This window comes from Streptomyces sp. NBC_01232, from assembly GCF_035989885.1.
GTDB lineage: Bacteria > Actinomycetota > Actinomycetes > Streptomycetales > Streptomycetaceae > Streptomyces.
In genome coordinates this window covers 3,045,827-3,064,024 of record NZ_CP108518.1, presented here as the reverse complement: position 1 = coordinate 3,064,024, position 18,198 = coordinate 3,045,827, and the positions used below count along the sequence as shown (strand labels likewise).

At 73.3% G+C, this 18,198-nt stretch carries 12 protein-coding genes and 1 tRNA gene; 12 read left to right on the top strand and 1 reads right to left on the bottom strand.

Annotated features, from left to right (window positions below; translation table 11 throughout):
* Positions 1–70: 70 nt before the first annotated feature.
* The 4 genes from OG444_RS14240 to OG444_RS14225 are packed head-to-tail and all read left to right on the top strand — an operon-like array spanning position 71 to position 7,539.
* Positions 71–4,690 carry a non-ribosomal peptide synthetase gene (locus OG444_RS14240; RefSeq protein ID WP_327262526.1) on the top strand — a complete coding sequence of 1,540 codons (4,620 nt, stop codon included), beginning with the start codon at positions 71–73 and terminating at the stop codon, positions 4,688–4,690.
* A gap of 31 nt (positions 4,691–4,721) precedes the next feature.
* Positions 4,722–5,315 carry an adenylyl-sulfate kinase gene (cysC, locus tag OG444_RS14235; RefSeq protein WP_327262525.1) on the top strand — a complete coding sequence of 198 codons (594 nt, stop codon included), beginning with the start codon at positions 4,722–4,724 and terminating at the stop codon, positions 5,313–5,315.
* The gene (gene cysD, locus OG444_RS14230; RefSeq protein ID WP_405788931.1) at positions 5,282–6,226 is read left to right on the top strand and encodes a sulfate adenylyltransferase subunit CysD; all 945 of its coding nucleotides are present in this window, start codon (positions 5,282–5,284) and stop codon (positions 6,224–6,226) included. Before cysC ends, cysD begins: the two co-directional genes overlap by 34 nt.
* A complete protein-coding gene (locus OG444_RS14225; protein WP_327262523.1) occupies positions 6,226–7,539 on the top strand; it encodes a sulfate adenylyltransferase subunit 1 in 1,314 nt (437 codons plus the stop codon). Before cysD ends, OG444_RS14225 begins: the two co-directional genes overlap by 1 nt.
* 140 nt (positions 7,540–7,679) lie before the next feature.
* Here the strand turns inward: OG444_RS14225 and OG444_RS14220 are convergent.
* Positions 7,680–7,752, bottom strand: a tRNA-Arg gene (locus OG444_RS14220).
* A gap of 332 nt (positions 7,753–8,084) precedes the next feature.
* Between OG444_RS14220 and OG444_RS14215 the strand changes: the two genes are divergently transcribed.
* The 8 genes from OG444_RS14215 (at position 8,085) to OG444_RS14180 (ending at position 18,183) form a co-directional block, all read left to right on the top strand.
* Positions 8,085–9,701 (top strand): dynamin family protein, encoded by a 1,617-nt coding sequence (locus OG444_RS14215; protein ID WP_327262522.1) that lies wholly within the window; start codon positions 8,085–8,087, stop codon positions 9,699–9,701.
* Between the two features lie 4 nt (positions 9,702–9,705).
* Positions 9,706–11,541 (top strand): GTPase, encoded by a 1,836-nt coding sequence (locus OG444_RS14210; protein WP_327262521.1) that lies wholly within the window; start codon positions 9,706–9,708, stop codon positions 11,539–11,541.
* 122 nt (positions 11,542–11,663) lie between these two features.
* Positions 11,664–12,071, top strand: coding sequence for a single-stranded DNA-binding protein (locus tag OG444_RS14205; protein WP_327262520.1), 408 nt, complete (start codon positions 11,664–11,666; stop codon positions 12,069–12,071).
* 263 nt (positions 12,072–12,334) lie between these two features.
* The gene (locus OG444_RS14200) at positions 12,335–13,486 is read left to right on the top strand and encodes a thioester domain-containing protein (protein ID WP_327262519.1); all 1,152 of its coding nucleotides are present in this window, start codon (positions 12,335–12,337) and stop codon (positions 13,484–13,486) included.
* 97 nt (positions 13,487–13,583) lie between these two features.
* On the top strand, positions 13,584–15,059 hold the full coding sequence (locus OG444_RS14195) for a bifunctional phosphatase PAP2/diacylglycerol kinase family protein (protein ID WP_327262518.1): 1,476 nt from the start codon (positions 13,584–13,586) through the stop codon (positions 15,057–15,059).
* A gap of 271 nt (positions 15,060–15,330) precedes the next feature.
* Positions 15,331–16,995 carry an energy-dependent translational throttle protein EttA gene (gene ettA, locus OG444_RS14190; RefSeq protein WP_327262517.1) on the top strand — a complete coding sequence of 555 codons (1,665 nt, stop codon included), beginning with the start codon at positions 15,331–15,333 and terminating at the stop codon, positions 16,993–16,995.
* Positions 16,996–17,005: 10 nt separating this feature from the next.
* Positions 17,006–17,467: an acyl-CoA thioesterase gene (locus OG444_RS14185; RefSeq protein ID WP_327262516.1), complete on the top strand. Its 462-nt coding sequence runs from the start codon at positions 17,006–17,008 to the stop codon at positions 17,465–17,467.
* On the top strand, positions 17,464–18,183 hold the full coding sequence (locus OG444_RS14180; protein ID WP_327262515.1) for a hypothetical protein: 720 nt from the start codon (positions 17,464–17,466) through the stop codon (positions 18,181–18,183). The genes OG444_RS14185 and OG444_RS14180 overlap by 4 nt, the downstream gene beginning before the upstream one ends.
* The last annotated feature ends 15 nt before the right edge of the window (positions 18,184–18,198 follow it).

Below are 18,198 nucleotides of genomic sequence, written 5' to 3'. Positions count from 1 at the left end.
CCGGAGCCCCCCCAGTCCATCGCGCACGCGCGCCTATTGACCTCGTACGTGACCACGGAGGTACGACCCCATGGCCCTCGACTCCTTCTCCGCCGAGCAGCAGAAGCTCCTCGACCAGCTGCTCGACCGTCAGGGCGTGGCCCGCACGGCGACGGCCGTCGAACGGCGGCCCGACCCCTCGGCACCCGCCCCGCTGTCCTTCGCCCAGGAGCGGCTGCACTTCTTCGACCGCATGCAGCAGGGCTCCCCCCTCTACTCCATGGTCGGCCTGGTACGGCTGCGCGGAGCCGTGGACGTGGCCGCCCTGGAGAGCTCGCTCGGTGAGGTCGTCGCCCGCCACGAGGTGCTGCGCACCGTCTTCCAGGAGGACGCGGACGGCTCAGTCCACCAGGTCGTGCGACCCGCCGCCACGGTCACGGTCACCCTGCCGGTGACCGAGGCGGCCGGACGCGGCGAGGAAGCGGTGCGCGAGCGGGTGCGCGCCGAGACCGCCCGCGGCTTCGACCTGTCCACCGGACCGCTGCTGCGCGGCTCGCTGATCGCCGTCGACCCTTCCGAGCACGTCCTGGTCCTGTGCATGCACCACATCGTGGTCGACGGCTGGTCGCTGGGCGTCCTCGTCGAGGAACTCGGCGCGATCTACGCCGCCACCGTGTCGGGCCGCAGCGCGGACCTTCCCGAACTGCCGGTGCAGTACGCAGACTTCGCGGTGTGGCAGCGCGAGTGGCTGTCGGGCGAGCGGCTGGAGAAGCAGCTCGCGTACTGGAGCGGGCAGCTGGACGGGGCCACCGCCCCGGAGGTCCCCGGTGACCGGCCGCGGCCCGCCGTGGACTCCTTCGCGGGCGACTCCGTACGGATCGAGGTCCCGGCGCCGGTCGTGGCCGGCCTGACCCGGCTGGTCGAGGAGGAGTCGGCGACCCTGTTCATGGGCCTGCTCGGCGCCTTCTCCTCGGTGCTGGGCCGCTGGTCGGGGCAGAGCGACGTGGTCGTGGGCACGGCCGTCGCGGGCCGTACGCGTACGGAACTGGAGCCGCTGGTCGGGTTCTTCGTGAACACGCTGGCCCTGCGGGTGGACGTCGGTGGCGGCGCCTCCTTCCGCGAGGTGCTGCGCCGCTCCCGGCAGAGCGCCCAGGACGGCTTCGCGCACCAGGACGTGCCCTTCGAGCGGATCGTCCAGGAACTCAGCCCCGACCGGCACAGCTCGGGCCGGATCCCCTTCGTCAACCACATGCTCGTCCTGCACAACACCCCCTACCCCGAGGTGCGGCTGCCCGGCGTCACCTTCGAGGTGGTTCCGCTGCACACCGGCACCGCCAAGTTCGACCTGGAGCTGGAGCTCACGGTGACCGCCGAGGGCACTCTGTCCGGCGCTCTGGAGTTTTCGTCGGAGTTGTACGACCGGGCGACGGCGGTGCGTCTGGTCGAGGGTGTGGTGGCGTTGCTGGAGTCGGCTGTGGTGGCTCCGGATGTGCCGGTGGAGAGTCTGGATGTGGTGGGTTCGGGTCAGCGTGAGGTGCTGGCCGGTTTCAGTGGTGTGGGTGTGGAGCCGTATGCGCCCGCGTTGCTGCATGAGTTGATCGAGGGCCGGGTGGATGTGTCGCCCGGTGAGGTTGCGGTGTCGGGTGATGGTGTCGGTGGGGCGGGTGCCTGGTCGTACACGTATGCGGAGCTGGATGAGCGGGCGAATCGTCTGGCGTGGTGGCTGCGTGGGCGTGGGGTGGGTGCCGAGTCTTTGGTGGGTGTGTGCCTGGAGCGTGGGCCGGATCTGGTGCCGGCGCTGTTGGGTGTGCTGAAGGCGGGGGCGGCGTATCTGCCGCTGGATCCGTCGTATCCGGCGGAGCGGGTGCGTTATCTGGTGGAGGACGGTCGTCCGGTCGTGGTGCTGACCTCGGCGGGTGCGGATGCCGTGCTGGCCGGGGCGGAGGATGTGGAGGTGGTGCGGGTCGAGGACCTCGTCGAGGACCTCGCCGGGCTTCCCGCGACCCGTCCCGCGGTCCCCCTCCACCCGCAGAACCCGGCCTACGTGCTCTACACCTCGGGCTCCACCGGCCGCCCCAAGGGCGCCGCCAACTCCCACCACGCCATCACCAACCGGCTGCTGTGGATGCAGGACCGCTACCGCCTCGACCACACCGACCGGGTCCTGCACAAGACCCCCATCGGGTTCGACGTGTCCGTCTGGGAGCTCACCTGGGCCCTGCTGACCGGCGCCCGCATCGTCATGGCCGACCCGGGCGGCCAGCGGGACCCCGGCTACCTGGCCCGGGCCGCCGCCGCGGCCTCCGTCACCACCACCCACTTCGTCCCGTCCATGCTCAAGGTGTTCCTGGACACCGCTGAGGCGGCCAAGGACGCGGCGGCCCCGGCGGGCGTGCGACTGCCCGAGCTGCGCCGCGTCGTGTGCAGCGGCGAGGAGCTCACCGCCGAGGTCTGCGCCACCTTCCACCGGCTGTTCCCGCACGCCGAACTGCACAACCTGTACGGGCCCACCGAGGCCTCCATCGACGTCACCGCCCACCACGTGACCAGCCCCGTACCGGCCCGCCGGGTGCCGATCGGCGCCCCGATCACCGGCGCGCGGATCCACGTCCTGGACGCGGCCATGCGGGTCCAGCCGGTGGGTGTGCCGGGTGAGCTGTGCATCGGCGGTGTCCCGCTGGCGCGCGGTTATCACCGGCGTCCGGGGCTGACGGCCGACCGGTTCGTGCCCGACCCGTTCTCCGCGGGCGGCCGGCTCTACCGCACCGGCGACCTGGTCCGCTGGCGGGCCGACGGCACCGTCGAGTACCTCGGCCGCCTCGACCACCAGATCAAGATCCGCGGCCAGCGCATCGAGCCCGCCGAGATCGAGACCGCCCTCGTCGAACACCCGACCGTGGACCAGGCCCTGGTCACCGCCGTACCCGACGCCGACGGCACCCCCCAGCTCGTCGCCTACCTCACCAAGGCGGCAGGCGCCGCCCGCAGCGTCGGCGGGGACGAGGCCCAGGTGGACCGGTGGAGCGAGGTCTTCGACCAGATCTACCAGGCCGGGGAACAGCAGACCGCCGATCCCACCTTCGACATCTCCGGCTGGATCAGCTCCTACACCGGCGAGCCGCTCGGCGCCGACGAGATGCGCTCCTGGGTCGACTCCATCGTCGGCCGGGTCCTGGCCCTGCCCCACCGGCGGGTCCTGGAGATCGGCTGCGGCACGGGTCTGCTGATGTTCCCGATCGCCGCGCACGCCGAGTACTACTGCGGCATCGACGTCTCCGAGGTGGCCATCCGCGACCTGGAGGCCAAGCTGCCGCTGCTGCCCGAGGGGGCGGGCCGGGTCGAGCTGCTCCAGCGCTCCGCCGAGGACTTCGACGGGGTCGCCGACGACAGCTTCGACATCGTGCTGATCAACTCCGTGGCCCAGTACTTCCCGAACGCCGACTACCTGGCCGAGGTCCTCACCAAGGCCCTGCGCGTGGTCCGCCCCGGCGGCGCCGTGATCGTCGGCGACGTACGCAACCAGGCCCTGCTGGAAACCTTCCACGCCTCCCTCGAACGCGCCGATGCCGAAGGTCCCTCCGAGGGCCCGGAGTTCGACCGGGCCGTGGCGGACCGCGTCGCCCGCGACGCCGAACTCGTCATCGACCCCGGCTTCTTCACCGCACTGGCCGGCGACCGGCCCGAGATCGCGGGCGTCTCCCTGCTCTCGAAGCGCGGCGGCCACCGCAACGAGCTGGTCAAGTACCGCTACGACGCCGTCCTGCACCTCGCCGGGGCCGAGCCGGCCACCGACGAGGGCAAGCCGCTGGAGGAGTGGCCGGTCGCACCGGTCGCCGAACTGGTCGAACGACTGCGCGCCGAGCAGCCCGACAGCGCTCTGATCTCCGCGGTCACCGACGCCCGGCTCGCGGCCGACCTGCCCGCCGACGGCGGCCCGGACGCCACCCTCGACCCGCACGAACTGGCCGAGCGGGTGGGCGAACTGGGCTACCAGGTGGTCCCCGCCCTGCACCCCGAGCGGCCCGGCCGTCTCGACGTACTGATCACCCGGTCGGCCGCCCGCGCCCTGCGCCCCGTGCGCGAACTCGCGATGAGCGCGCCCGACCGGGGCTGGGGCGTCTACTCCAACGACCCGCTCGAGGCGGTCTGGCGCAGTGCCCTGGTCCCCGAGCTCCGTGCCCACCTGCACGCCATGCTCCCCGAGTCCATGATCCCGCGGCACTTCCTCGTCCTGGACGCCTGGCCGCTGAGCGCCAACGGCAAGCTGGACCGCAAGGCCCTGCCCGCCCCCAGCACCGGACGCGAGGCCGCCACCACGGTCTACGTCGCCCCGCGCACCCCGACCGAGCGGGCCATCGCCACGGTCTGGTCGGACGTGCTCGGCGTGGCCCGGGTCGGCGCCCTCGACAACTTCTTCGACCTGGGCGGCCACTCGCTGCTCGCCACCCGCGTCGCCGCCCGCATCGGCGACGCCTGCTCCACCGAGGTCCGCCTCGGCGCCTTCTTCCAGCACCCCACCGTGGCCGGGCTGGCCGTCCACATCGAGGAGGAGGCGGCCAAGCAGGTCAGCCGCACCCCGCTCCGCCGGGCCGACCGGAGCCGCCACCGCGCCCCCCGGCCCGCCGCGACCGCATCCGCGACCGCATCCGCGACCGCATCCGCGTCCGCCACCCCCGCGACCGCGTCCGTTCCCGCAGGGACCCGGGCCTGAGAACCAGGCCGAGCCCGTCAGGAGATTGACCATGACACTGACTCAGGAGAGTCCGCCCGCCGAGCCGGCGGCCCCGCCCTGCCCCAGCTGCACCTGCGGTGCGACCGTATGGCTGACCGGCCTGCCCAGCTCCGGCAAGAGCACCATCGCCGGGCTCCTCGCCGAGCGGCTGCGCGCCGCCGGCCGCCGGGTGGAGATACTCGACGGGGACGAGATCCGCCGGTTCCTCTCGGCCGGCCTCGGCTACTCGCGAGAGGACCGCAACACCAACGTCCAGCGCATCGGCCTGGTCGCCGACGTGCTCTCGGCCAACGGGGTCGTCACGCTGGTCCCGGTGATCGCCCCGTACGAGGACAGCCGCGAGGCCGTCCGCAAGCGGCACGCCGACCGCGGCACCGCCTACCTGGAGATCCACGTGGCCACCCCGGTCGAGGTGTGCTCGGAGCGCGACGTGAAGGGCCTGTACGCCAAGCAGGCCGCCGGCGAGATCTCCGGACTGACCGGGGTCGACGACCCGTACGAGCAGCCGGCCCGGCCGGACCTGCGGCTGGAAACCCACCAACAGAGCAGCCAGGAATCCGCGGACGCGGTATGGGCGCTGCTGTCCGAAAGGGGACTGCTGTGACCACCGCCGTCCGGCTCGCGCCGCTGACGCACCTGGACGTCCTCGAGTCCGAGGCCGTGCACATCTTCCGTGAGGTGGCGGGGGAGTTCGAGAAGCCGGTGATCCTCTTCTCCGGCGGCAAGGACTCCATCGTCATGCTGCACCTCGCCCGCAAGGCGTTCGCCCCGGCGCCGGTGCCCTTCGTCCTCCTCCACGTGGACACCGGCCACAACTTCCCCGAGGTGCTGGACTACCGCGACCGCGCGGTGGCCCGGTGCGGACTGCGGCTGCACGTGGCCTCCGTCCAGGAGTACATCGACAACGGCCGGCTGCACGAGCGCCCGGACGGCACCCGCAACCCGCTCCAGACCGTCCCGCTGACGGAGGCGATCCAGAGCCTGAGGTTCGACGCGGTCTTCGGCGGCGGGCGGCGCGACGAGGAGAAGGCCCGCGCCAAGGAGCGCGTCTTCTCCCTGCGCGACGAGTTCTCCCAGTGGGACCCCCGCCGTCAGCGCCCCGAGCTGTGGCAGCTCTACAACGGCCGCCACGCCCCCGGCGAGCACGTGCGGGTCTTCCCGCTCTCCAACTGGACCGAGTTGGACGTCTGGCAGTACATCGCCCGCGAGGAGATCGAGCTGCCGGAGATCTACTTCGCCCACGAGCGCGAGGTGTTCCTGCGCAACGGGATGTGGCTGACGGCCGGCGAGTGGGGCGGTCCGAAGGAGGGCGAGACGCCCGAGAAGCGGCTCATCCGCTACCGCACCGTCGGCGACATGTCCTGCACCGGCGCGGTGGACTCCGACGCCACCACGCTCGACGCCGTGATCGCCGAGATCGCCGCCTCCCGGCTCACCGAGCGGGGCGCGACCCGCGCCGACGACAAGATGTCCGAGGCCGCGATGGAAGACCGCAAGCGCGAAGGGTACTTCTAATGACAATCCTGGACTCCCCGGCACCGGTACTCGAGGACGCCGCCGTCGCCATCGACACCCTGCGCCTGGCCACCGCCGGTTCCGTCGACGACGGCAAGTCCACCCTGGTGGGCCGGCTGCTGCACGACTCCAAGTCGATCCTGACCGACCAGCTGGAGGCCGTGGAGGCCGTCTCCGCCCAGCGCGGCCAGGACACACCCGACCTGGCGCTGCTCACCGACGGCCTGCGGGCCGAGCGGGAGCAGGGCATCACCATCGACGTGGCCTACCGCTACTTCGCCACCGCCCGGCGCCGGTTCATCCTCGCCGACACCCCCGGGCACGTGCAGTACACCCGCAACATGGTCACCGGAGCCTCCACGGCCGAGCTCGCGATCATCCTGGTCGACGCCCGCAACGGGGTGGTGGAGCAGACCCGCCGGCACGCGGCCGTCGCGGCCCTCCTGCGCGTCCCGCAGGTGGTCCTGGCCGTCAACAAGATGGACCTGGTGGGTTACGACGAGGCCGCCTACGCCGCCATCGCCGACGAGTTCGCCACGTACGCGGCCTCCCTCGGCATCCCGGCGGTCACCCCCGTCCCGATCTCCGCCCTGAACGGCGACAACGTGGTGGACCCGTCCGCCAACATGGACTGGTACGTGGGCCCGACGGTGCTGGAACACCTGGAGACCGTCCCGGTCGGCCGGGACGCCGCCGAGGCGCCCGCCCGCTTCCCGGTGCAGTACGTGATCCGTCCGCAGACCGCCGAGCACCCCGACTACCGCGGCTACGCGGGCCAGTTGGCGGCGGGCACGCTCAGCGTGGGCGAGCAGGTCACCATCCTGCCGTCCGGGCTGACCAGCACCATCCGCGGCATCGACGTCCTGGGGGAGCGCGCCGACGCCGCACGCGCCCCGCAGTCGGTGACGCTGCTGCTGGAGGACGACGTCGACATCTCCCGGGGCGACCTGATCGCCCCCTCCGCGAGCGCCCCGGACACCACCCGGGACGTGGAGGCCACCGTCTGCCACGTGGCGGACCGGCCCCTGACCATCGGCGCCCGCGTCCTGCTCAAGCACACCACCCGCACGGTGCAGGCCGTCGTACGGGACATCGAGTCCCGGCTGGACCTGCAGGACCTGACCCGGCAGCCGAACCCGGGCCGGCTCGTGGCCAACGACATCGGCCGGGTCCTGCTGCGCACGGCCGAGCCCCTGGCCCTGGACCCGTACAGCGCCTCGCGCCTGACGGGCTCGTTCCTGCTGATCGAGCCCTCGGACGGCACCACCCTCGCCGCCGGCATGGCGGGCCCGGGCCTCGGCACCGAGGGCTGACCCGCACCCGCACGAACGGCCCGCCGCGCCCCCGGCGGGCCGTCGTCGCGCCCGGGCGCGTCCGTTGCCCCCGTACGCCCGCGTCCCCGTACGCACGAAAGCCCTCCCCGGGGGGAGGGCTTGAGGTGGGACGTGAAGAGTGCCCCCGGCAGGACTCGAACCTGCGGCCAAGTGCTTAGAAGGCACCTGCTCTATCCACTGAGCTACGGGGGCCGGAAGGTGGCCTTGGTGGGCCTGGAGCCCCCGGTGGGGGTGGGGCTGAGGTCCGTGCCGGGTCAAGGATAGGGCTCCGGTTGCCTTGTCCCGGTTGCTTCACTCGCGGGCCACGATGTGGAGGTTCGGTGAAGCGGTCCCGATAATCGCAGGCAGGTGCGATTCTCGCATCGCTTTTGCGCCGCGTCGCCCCTGGTGTTGTGCACTCGTTATGCCTGCGCCCCACTCGTCCGTCGTGCCCAGAATGTCCCACTGGAGTCGCGGTCGGCGCGCAGAGGACGTATAAGCTTCAAAAATGGTCCCAAATTGGGCATTCTTCGCATGTGGTGACCTTGGATGTTCGGCCTCAGCTGCTCGATGCCCTGTCCGCCCTGCGCGACCGGGTCGCGTCCGTGCGTCTGCCGCTGCCCCTGCCCGGCGCTCCGCGCGCCCGCCAGACCAGAGCCGAGCTGCTCGCGCAGCTCGACGACTACCTCGTACCCCGGCTGAAGGCGCCGGAGGCGCCGATGCTCGCCGTCGTCGGCGGGTCCACCGGGGCCGGCAAGTCCACCCTCGTCAACTCCCTCGTCGGCCGGCAGGTCAGCGAAGCCGGGGTGCTGCGACCGACCACGCGCACACCGGTGCTCGTCTGCCATCCGGATGACCACCACTGGTTCGCCGGAATGCGCGTACTCCCCGACCTGATGCGGGTCTGGGTGCCGCACGAGGAGGAGGAGACGCCCCCCGCCGCCAAGTCCCGGGCCCGCGACCGGGGGTCCGCGGGCACCCACGCGACCCGCGAGATGCGGATCGAAACCGTCTCCAGCCTGCCCCGCGGGCTGGCCATCCTCGACGCCCCCGACATCGACTCCCTCGTCGTCGAGAACCGCACCCTCGCCGCCGAACTCATCTGCGCCGCCGACGTCTGGGTGATGGTCACCACCGCATCGCGGTACGCCGACGCCGTCCCCTGGCACCTGCTGCGCACCGCCAAGCAGTACAGGGCCACCCTCATCACCGTCCTCGACCGGGTCCCGCACCAGGTGCTCGCCGAGGTCTCACGGCAGTACGGGGCCCTGCTCACCAAGGCCGGGCTGGGCGACGTACCGCGCTTCACCGTGCCCGAACTGCCCGAGTCCGCGGGCGGGGGCGGGCTGCTTCCGGCCAGTGCCGTCGCCCCGCTCTTCGCCTGGCTCGCCCACCACGCGCAGGACCCGGCCGCCCGGCAGTACGCCGTCGGGCGCACCGCGCTCGGCGCGCTGGACTCCCTCGGGCGCCGGATGCCGGAGCTCGCCTCCGCCGTCGCCGCCCAGCACGCCGCCGCCGTACGGCTGACCTCGGCCGTCGAGGACGCGTACAAACGGGAGGGCAAGCGGGTCCGGGGCCGCCTCGACCACGGCGCCGTACTGGCCGGGGACGCACTGACCCGGTGGCGCGGCTACCCCCTCGACACGACCGCCGAAGAACTGCTGGACTCGCTCGCCGAATCCCTCGCCGCGCTCCTCCAGTGCGCCGTCGCCGCCGCCGACGAGCGGATCGCCGAAGCCTGGCGCCGCGAGCCGGCCGCCGGCGCCGTCCCGCTGCCCGCACCCGACCGGGAGGCCGGCGAACGCATCGGCATGGCCGTACGCCGGTGGCGGCGGGTCCTGGAGGAGCTCGCCGAGGAGGAGGTGGCCAAGCTCGACAAGCAGCCGGCACCCGACGCCGGCGGCGTCGCCGCCCTGCTCGCCGCCGCCCTCCTCGGCGGCAAGCGGGCCCGGCCCGCGGGGGAGAAGCTCGCCGAACGGATCGGCGCACAGGCCGCCCTGCGACTGCGCGACCGGGGCGGGGAACTGGTCGGCGACCACCTCGACCAGGTGCTGCGCGCCGAACGCAACCGCCGGCTCGCCCCGCTGGAGGCGCTCGAAGTGACCCCCGAACCACAGGCCGAGCTGATCGCCGCGCTGTCCGTACTGCAGAAGGAGAGGTGACGCGGTGACCGCCCTGACCGACCGCACCGACGACCGCTGGGACGACGGCTTCATCGCGCGCTCGCGCCCCCGGGCCGTCACCGGGAACGAGGAGGCGGACGGCGACGAGGGCGACGAGGCGCTCGTACGGGCCGTCTCCGGCGAGGGCAGCGACGGCGGCAAGTCGGCCACGCCGCCGCTCAGCCCGGAGGGGCAGGCCCTGCGGCTGCGCCTCGACGCGCTGCGCCAGCTAGTCGGGCTGTCCCGGACCAGGCTCGACGGCAAGACCCTCGCCGAGGCCGGGCGGGTGCTGGACGAGGCGGCCGCGCGCCGCGGGCTCTCGCCCCAGCACACGGTCGTCGCGATCGCCGGAGCCACCGGAAGCGGCAAGTCCACTCTCTTCAATTCACTCGCGGGGGTGCAGATCTCGGAGATGGGCCTGCGCCGCCCGACCACCGCCGCACCCATCGCGTGCAGCTGGTCGGACGGAGCCGCCGGCCTGCTGGACCGGCTGGAGATCCCCGGACGCCTGCGGCGCCGGCCCCGCGAGACCTCGGAGGCGGAGGCCTTGCGCGGGATGGTCCTCGTCGACCTGCCCGACCTGGACTCGGCGGTCGGCGCGCACCGGGACCACGTGGACCGCGTCCTGGCGCTGGTCGACGCTGTGGTGTGGGTGGTGGACCCGGAGAAGTACGCGGACGCCGTGCTGCACGAGCGTTACCTGCGGCCGCTCGCCGGGCACGCGGAGGTGACCTTCGTCGTCCTGAACCAGGTGGACCGGCTGCCCGGGGAGGCCGCCGACCTCGTACTGGACGACCTGCGCCGGCTCCTCGACGACGACGGCATCGCCCTCGGCGAGCACGGCGAGCCCGGCGCGACCGTCCTCGGGCTGTCCGCACTGACCGGGGAGGGCGTCGGGGAACTGCGCGAGCTCCTCGGACAGTTCACCCAGGAGAAGGGCGCCGCCACCCGGCGGATCTCCGCCGACGTCGACCGCGCGGCCGCGCGCCTGCGGCCGCTGTACGTGGCCGACGGACACGCCGGGCCGGAGATCGGGGAGGCGGCGCGCGCCGAGTTCGAGGACCGGCTCGCCGAGGCGGTCGGGGCGTACGCGGCCGGGCTCGCCGCCGAGCGCGCATGGCGGCGCAACGCCGGAAAGGCGTGCGGGACACCGTGGCTGCGGCTGTGGCGCTGGTACGAGAGCCGCCGCGCGCCGCGCACCCTGGCGGGGCTGGCGGCCCTGGCGGCGATCGGCGGCCGCGGCCCGGCGGTCGCCGAGGCCCCGGTGGAGGAGGAGGTGACCGCACGGCAGCGGGTGGAACAGGCCGTGCGGGCCGTCGCCGACGAGGCGGTCACCGGGCTGCCCGAGCCGTGGGCGCAGGCGGTACGGGAGACCGCGGTGCGCGGCGCCGACCGGCTCCCGGAAGCGCTCGACGACATCGCGGTGACGCTCGGGGCGGCGGTCGCGGTGCCGAGCGTCAAGCCGCCGCGGCCCACGTGGTGGCCGGCGGCGGTGCTGGCGCAGGCCGCCATGACCCTGCTGCAGATCTTCGGCGGGCTGTGGCTGGTCGGGCAGATCGTCGGGGTCCTGGAACCGAGGCTGCTGCCGCCGGTGCTGCTGATGGTGGCGGGCATCATCGGCGGACCGCTCGTGGAATGGTCCTGCTCGATCGCGGCCCGCGGCCCGGCGCGGCGGTACGGGCAGGACGCGGAGCGCAGGCTGCGGCAGGCGGCGGCCGGGTGCGGGCGGGCCCGGGTGCTGGAACCGGTCGCGGCGGAGCTGCTGCGCTACCGGGAGGTGCGGGAGCAGTACGCCACCGTCGCCGCAGGGGGGAGCAAGTTGTCCACAACCCGCCAGTAATCCACAGGCCGGAGCGGGGATCGGCGGCCCGGCCCAGCATGGTTCGTAGTGCGTACGGATGGTCCGTACGCGCGGTCGTACGGGGGTTCGTACGGCCGGAACCACGGGGGAGGGCGGCCGGGATGTATGACACCCAGGTGACGCTGGTGGGCTGCGTGGCGACGCAGATCGACTACAAGGAAACGGTGAACGGTCCGGCGGCGCGGTTCCGCTTCGCGGTGACGCCGCGGTACTTCGACCGGCGCAAGGACACCTGGACCGACGGGACCACCAGCTTCTACACGGTGTGGGCGCGGCGGACCCTCGCCGTGAACCTGGCCGGTTCCGTATCGGTCGGCGAGCCGCTGGTGGTACACGGGCGGCTGCGCGTCCGGGAGGACCCGCCCGACGGCGAGGGCAACCGGTGGTTCTCCGCGGAGATCGACGCGACGGCCATCGGGCACGACCTGAACCGCGGCACCGCGGCCTTCCGCCGGGTGGTCCGTACGGACACGCCACTGATGACCACTCAGAAGGCGGCGGTGGTCTGAGTGTTCGAGGCGGATAGGATTCCCCGGTACTCACGGGCACCTGGGTCTTTGGCCCGAAGGGGAAGACTGTGTCGATTGCCGTTCCCGCATCCTCCGCTCCTGATCCCACTCGCGCGCCTGCGCCACCTGCTGCGTCCGCTCCTGCGTCTGCGTCTCCATCTGCGTCTGCGGCCGCATCTGCTCCTGGTCCTGCTCCTGCTCCTGCTCCGGCTCGCCTCGAGCCACCCGCCGCGGTACGGGGCTCCGCGCGCCGGCCGCTGGCGGTGGCCCTGCTGGCCGCGGCCCTCACCGCCGCGCCCGCGGCCCGCGCGGCCGCCGACTCCGGCCCGGCGGCGCCCAGGTCACCGGAGGGCGCGCGCGCCGTGCTGGACGGGCTGAAGACGTACGGGCAGGCGGTCCTGCGCGGCGCGGACGGATCGGTCCGGCAGATCCCGGCCGGGCTCTACGAGATGCGCGTCGACGGCGGCGGGATGCTCCAGACGTACGGGGTCAGCGTCACGGGCAACGCCCAGCCCCAGGCCCGGTACACCGAGAGCGGCTGGAGCGGAAGCCCGCTCGCCGGGCACCGGGAGGCGGGCCGGATCCGCTGGGTCCTGGAGCACTCCTACCCGCAGCTGAACGATCTGGCCGGACTCGCCAGGGCGGCCGGGGCCGGCGCCCTCACCGCGCAGAGCGCGGCGGCCGGGACCCAGGTGGCGATCTGGCGGCTGGCGGACGGCGTGCAGGTCGAGGCCGCGGACCCGGCGGCCGAGAAGCTGGCCGACTACCTGCAGCGGGCGGCGGGGCAGCTGCCGGAGCCGCCGGCCTCGCTCCGGCTGGACCCGGGCGAGGTGTCGGGGGCGGTCGGCACCCGGCTCGGCCCGGTGACCGTGCGGACCGGGGCGCGCAGCGTGTCGGTCATCCCGGACGCGGCGGCCGTCGCGATGGGGGTGCGGGTGGTGGACGCCGAGGGGCAGCCCCTGACCACCGCCGTCAACGGGAGCCGGCTGTACTTCGAGGTGCCCGCGGGCACCCCGGACGGCACGGCCTCGGTCACCGTCCAGGGCGCGACCAAGGTGCCGGTCGGGCGGGTCTTCACGGGCGAGCTGCCGGCCCACGCGCAGATCGTGGCCGGCTCCAGCGAGTCCGCGGCCGCCGCCACGGCCACCGCGCTCTGGCCGCAGCCCCCGGTGACCGCGGTGGGGACTGACCCGGGCGACACCTCGGGCACGGGTTCCGGACCGGCGGCCGAGGCGATGGGCGCGCAGTCCGCGGCCGTCCCGACGACCTCCCCGGACGAGGAGCGGCTGGCGACCAGCGGCAGCTCGGCGGCCACTCCGGTCATCGCCTCCCTGGCGGTGGGCCTGGTGGTGCTCGGCGGCCTGGTGGTGCTGCTGCTCCGCAAGCGCCCGCTGGACGAGGAGGACGGGGCGTAGGGCTGCGCGCGGCCTTCGCGGCACGGACGGGTGGGCCGGGTGGGCCGGGTGGCCGCGGGGACCGGTTCGGATCCGCGGCCCGGGGTAGGGGCAGAAGATGGCTGATCAAGAACTGACGTGGTCGGGTGTCTTCGCGCGATGGGACCGTCGGCTTTTCGACGCGGTGGCCCGGCGGCACTGGCCCGGGGCCGACCGGGTGCTGCCGCGGCTCGGGCGGGCCGCGAACCACGGGGTGCTGTGGGGCGGGGCCGCCGCCGCGATCGCCGTCTTCGGCTCGGCCGGTGCCCGTAAGGCCGCGGTGCGCGGGGTCGCCTCGCTGGCCCTGGCCTCGGCGACCATCAACACCGTCGGCAAGTGGTCCGTACGCCGGCCGCGGCCGTTGCTGGAGGGCGTGCCCCTGACCCGGCAGCTGGCCACGCAGCCGCAGACCACCTCCTTCCCGTCGGGGCACTCGGCATCGGCCTTCGCCTTCGCCACCGGCGTGGCGCTGGCGTCCCCGGGCTGGGGGGCCGTGGTGGCACCGGTCGCCGCGTCCGTGGCGTTCTCCCGGGTCTACACCGGCGTGCACTACCCCTCCGACGTGTTCGTGGGCGCGTCACTGGGGGTGGCCGCGGGATTCGTCGTACGCCGCCTCGCCCGGGACGCGCGGGAGGCCCAGATCGTGCCGGGCGACGAGCGGCCGGCCGTCGGCGCCCCCGCGCTGTCCGACGGGGCCGGGCTCGTCGTGGTGGTCAACACCGGGTCGGGGACGGCCGCCGCCGCGGGGCTCGACGTCCTGCGCGACCGCCTCCCCGAGGCCGAGGTGATCGAGTGCGACGGCTCGGAGCTGGCCGCCGCGCTGTCCAAGGCGGCCTCGCGGGCCACCGTGCTCGGGGTCTGCGGCGGCGACGGCACGGTCAACGCGGCGGCCACCGCCGCACTGCGCGCCGGGGTACCGCTGGCGCTCTTCCCCGGTGGCACCCTCAACCACTTCGCGATGGACCTCGGCCTCGCCGGGACCGAGGCCACCTGTCACGCCGTGGCCGAGGGCGAGGCCGTCCACATCGGCGTGGGCCGCTTCTCCCCGGGGCCCGAGGGGGAGCCCGGCTACTTCCTCAACAATTTCAGCATCGGCGCGTATCCGGAGCTGCTGGGCCACCGGCTGCGCTGGGCCCCGACGATCGGCGGGGGCCCCGCCGCGCTGCTGGCGGCCTGGCGGGTGCTGCGCGCCCAGCGGCCCGTACGGCTGCGGCTGGCCGGGCGGCCCCGGAGCGTATGGCTGCTCTTCGCGGGCAACGGCACCTACCACGGCACCGGCCCCACCCCCCGCCGCCGCGACAACCTGGGCGAGGGCCTGCTGGACCTCCGCCTCGTCCACGGTGGCGGCCGTCCCGGCCCCCGGCTCCTGGCGGCCGCCTTCACCGGCCCGCTGAGCCGTTCCCCCGTCCACGTGGCCACCCGTCTGCGCAGCCTGCGCATCGCGGACATTCCCGCGGGCACCCCGCTCGCCTACGACGGCGAACACTCCGCGGCCCCCTCCGCCCTGGTCCTCGACAGCCTCCCCGACGCCCTGACCGTCTACCGCCCCCGCTGACGGGCCCCGCTGACCAGCCCCCGCTGGCCGGGCCCGCGGCGAGGCGGTTCCCTCATGCTCACCGACGACCACCGGTCGTGACCGGAGAGTGAGCCCGCGCCTCGCCCTGCCCTCCGCTCGTCCCGCCCCCTGCCGCCCGCCGACCGCCCGCTCGCGCCCCTCCGGCCGAGCCGCAGGTCACCGCGCCCCGGCCTACCCATTCGCCCGCGGGTATGGACGTACGGCAAGATGGGGTGTATCTGCCCACCATCGATCTGCCGGACGGTTTCTCTTGGCTGAGTTCATCTACACCATGCGCAAGACGCGCAAGGCGCACGGCGACAAGGTGATTCTTGATGACGTCTCCTTGAACTTCCTGCCCGGCGCGAAGATCGGTGTGGTCGGCCCCAACGGCGCCGGTAAGTCCACCGTTCTGAAGATCATGGCGGGCCTGGAGCAGCCGTCCAACGGTGACGCCTTCCTGTCGCCCGGCTACACCGTCGGCATCCTCATGCAGGAGCCCAAGCTCGACGAGTCCAAGTCCGTTCTGGAGAACGTCCAGGACGGCGCCGCCGACACCATGAAGAAGCTCAAGCGCTTCAACGAGGTCGCCGAGCTGATGGGCGTCGAGTACACCGACGCCCTCATGGACGAGATGGGCAAGCTCCAGGAGGACCTGGACCACGCCAACGCGTGGGACCTGGACGCCCAGCTGGAGCAGGCCATGGACGCCCTGGGCTGCCCGCCCGGCGACTGGCCGGTCACCACCCTCTCCGGTGGCGAGAAGCGCCGCGTGGCGCTCTGCAAGCTGCTGATCGAGGCCCCGGACCTGCTCCTCCTCGACGAGCCCACCAACCACCTCGACGCCGAGTCGGTGAACTGGCTGGAGCAGCACCTCTCGCAGTACAAGGGCGCCGTCGTGGCCGTCACCCACGACCGCTACTTCCTGAACAACGTCGCCGAGTGGATCCTCGAGCTCGACCGCGGCCGCGCGCACCCCTACGAGGGCAACTACTCCACCTACCTGGAGAAGAAGGCCACCCGCCTCAAGGTCGAGGGCCGCAAGGACGAGAAGCGCCAGAAGCGCCTCAAGGAAGAGCTGGAGTGGGTCCGCTCCAACGCCAAGGGCCGCCAGACCAAGTCCAAGGCCCGCCTCGCCCGCTACGAGGAGATGGCCGCCGAGGCGGACAAGATGCGGAAGCTGGACTTCGAGGAGATCCAGATCCCGCCGGGCCCGCGTCTGGGCTCGATCGTGGTCGAGGTCAACAACCTCTCCAAGGCGTTCGGTGACAAGGTCCTCATCGACGACCTGTCGTTCACGCTGCCCCGCAACGGCATCGTGGGCATCATCGGCCCGAACGGCGCCGGCAAGACCACGCTCTTCAAGATGATCCAGGGCCTGGAGGCGCCGGACTCCGGCTCCGTCAAGGTCGGCGAGACCGTCAAGATCAGCTACGTCGACCAGTCCCGCGCCAACATCGACCCCAAGAAGACCCTCTGGGCGGTCGTGTCGGACGAGCTGGACTACATCAACGTGGGCCAGGTCGAGATGCCGTCCCGCGCGTACGTCAGCGCCTTCGGCTTCAAGGGTCCGGACCAGCAGAAGCCGGCCGGCGTCCTGTCCGGTGGTGAGCGCAACCGCCTCAACCTGGCGCTGACCCTCAAGGAGGGCGGCAACCTGCTGCTCCTCGACGAGCCCACCAACGACCTCGACGTCGAGACCCTCTCCTCGCTCGAGAACGCGCTGCTGGAGTTCCCCGGTGCGGCCGTGGTCATCTCCCACGACCGCTGGTTCCTCGACCGAGTCGCCACGCACATCCTGGCGTACGAGGGCGAGTCCAAGTGGTACTGGTTCGAGGGCAACTTCGAGTCGTACGAGAAGAACAAGATCGAGCGTCTTGGCCCGGACGCGGCTCGTCCGCACCGTGCCACCTACAAGAAGCTCACCCGAGGCTGAGGTCGCCGTCATGGCCAGACACCACTACCGGTGCCCCCTGCGCTGGGCGGACATGGATGCCTTCGGGCACGTCAACAACGTCGTCTTCCTCCGCTATCTGGAGGAGGCGCGGATCGACTTCATGTTCCGCCTCGCGCCGGGGGAGGGCAGTGAGTCCTTCACCGGCGGGTCCGTCGTGGCCCGCCACGAGATCGACTACAAGCTGCCCCTCGTGCACCGTCACGAGCCGGTCCTCATCGAATCCTGGGTGACCCGGATAGGCGCCGCGTCCCTGACCATCCGCTACGAGGTCAAGGACGAGGCGACCGAGGACGCGCCCGAGACGGTCTACGTGCGCGCCGAGACCGTGGTCGTGCCCTACAACCTCGCCGCGGGGCGGCCCCGCCGCATCACGGCCGAGGAGAGGCACTTCCTCGAGGAGTACCTCGACAAGCCCGCGACCGCGTCCTCGAACGGATCCCTCGCGGCATGAACGACCAGCTGCGCTTCGCCGATTCCGGGGAGGCGGCGGACCTCGCCGCCTTCCTGGGCCGGCTGGTGCACTACGACCGCGCCGCCGCCGTACGCCTCCAGGCGGGCGGCGGCGCGCTCGCCGTCTTCGGGCGGCCGCCCTCCTTCGACATCCTCGCCATCCGTACGGTGCGGCTCGCCGCACCCGTCGCGACGCCGCTCGACCTGACGGTGTCCGCCGGCGAGCTGCTGGAGTCCGTGGACGAGGCCTCGGCCGGGGCCACCGTGCCCGGTCCGGTCACCGGACCGCCCTGGGCCGGAGTGCTGCCGCCCCGCGGCGGCTGGCGTCAGGTTCCCGGGCTGCCCGGCCCCGAGGAGATGGGGCAGGCCGTGGCCGCCGCCGTCGCCGAGTTCCGGGCCCGTGACGAGGCCCTGCCCGTCCAGCACCGGACCCGGTCCGAGCGCGACCGCATCGGCCGCGAGATCTGGTCCCGCACCCTGGGCGACACCGAACTGCCGCTGCGCGCCGTGCACGCCGCGCAGTCCCTGGGCTTCCTGCGGCCGGTACGGGCGGCCGTGCCCGACCGGGCCTCCCTGCCCGGCGCCCCCGCCGCCGCCCCCGTGGCGCTGCTCGCCGCCGGCACCTGGCTGCGGCTGCGCACCCCGTACGGTTCCGTCGCCATGCGACGCCCCGGTGTCACCGGCGGTCTGGGCGCCCTCCAGGTCCGACCGGTCTGACCTGCGTGACGTCCG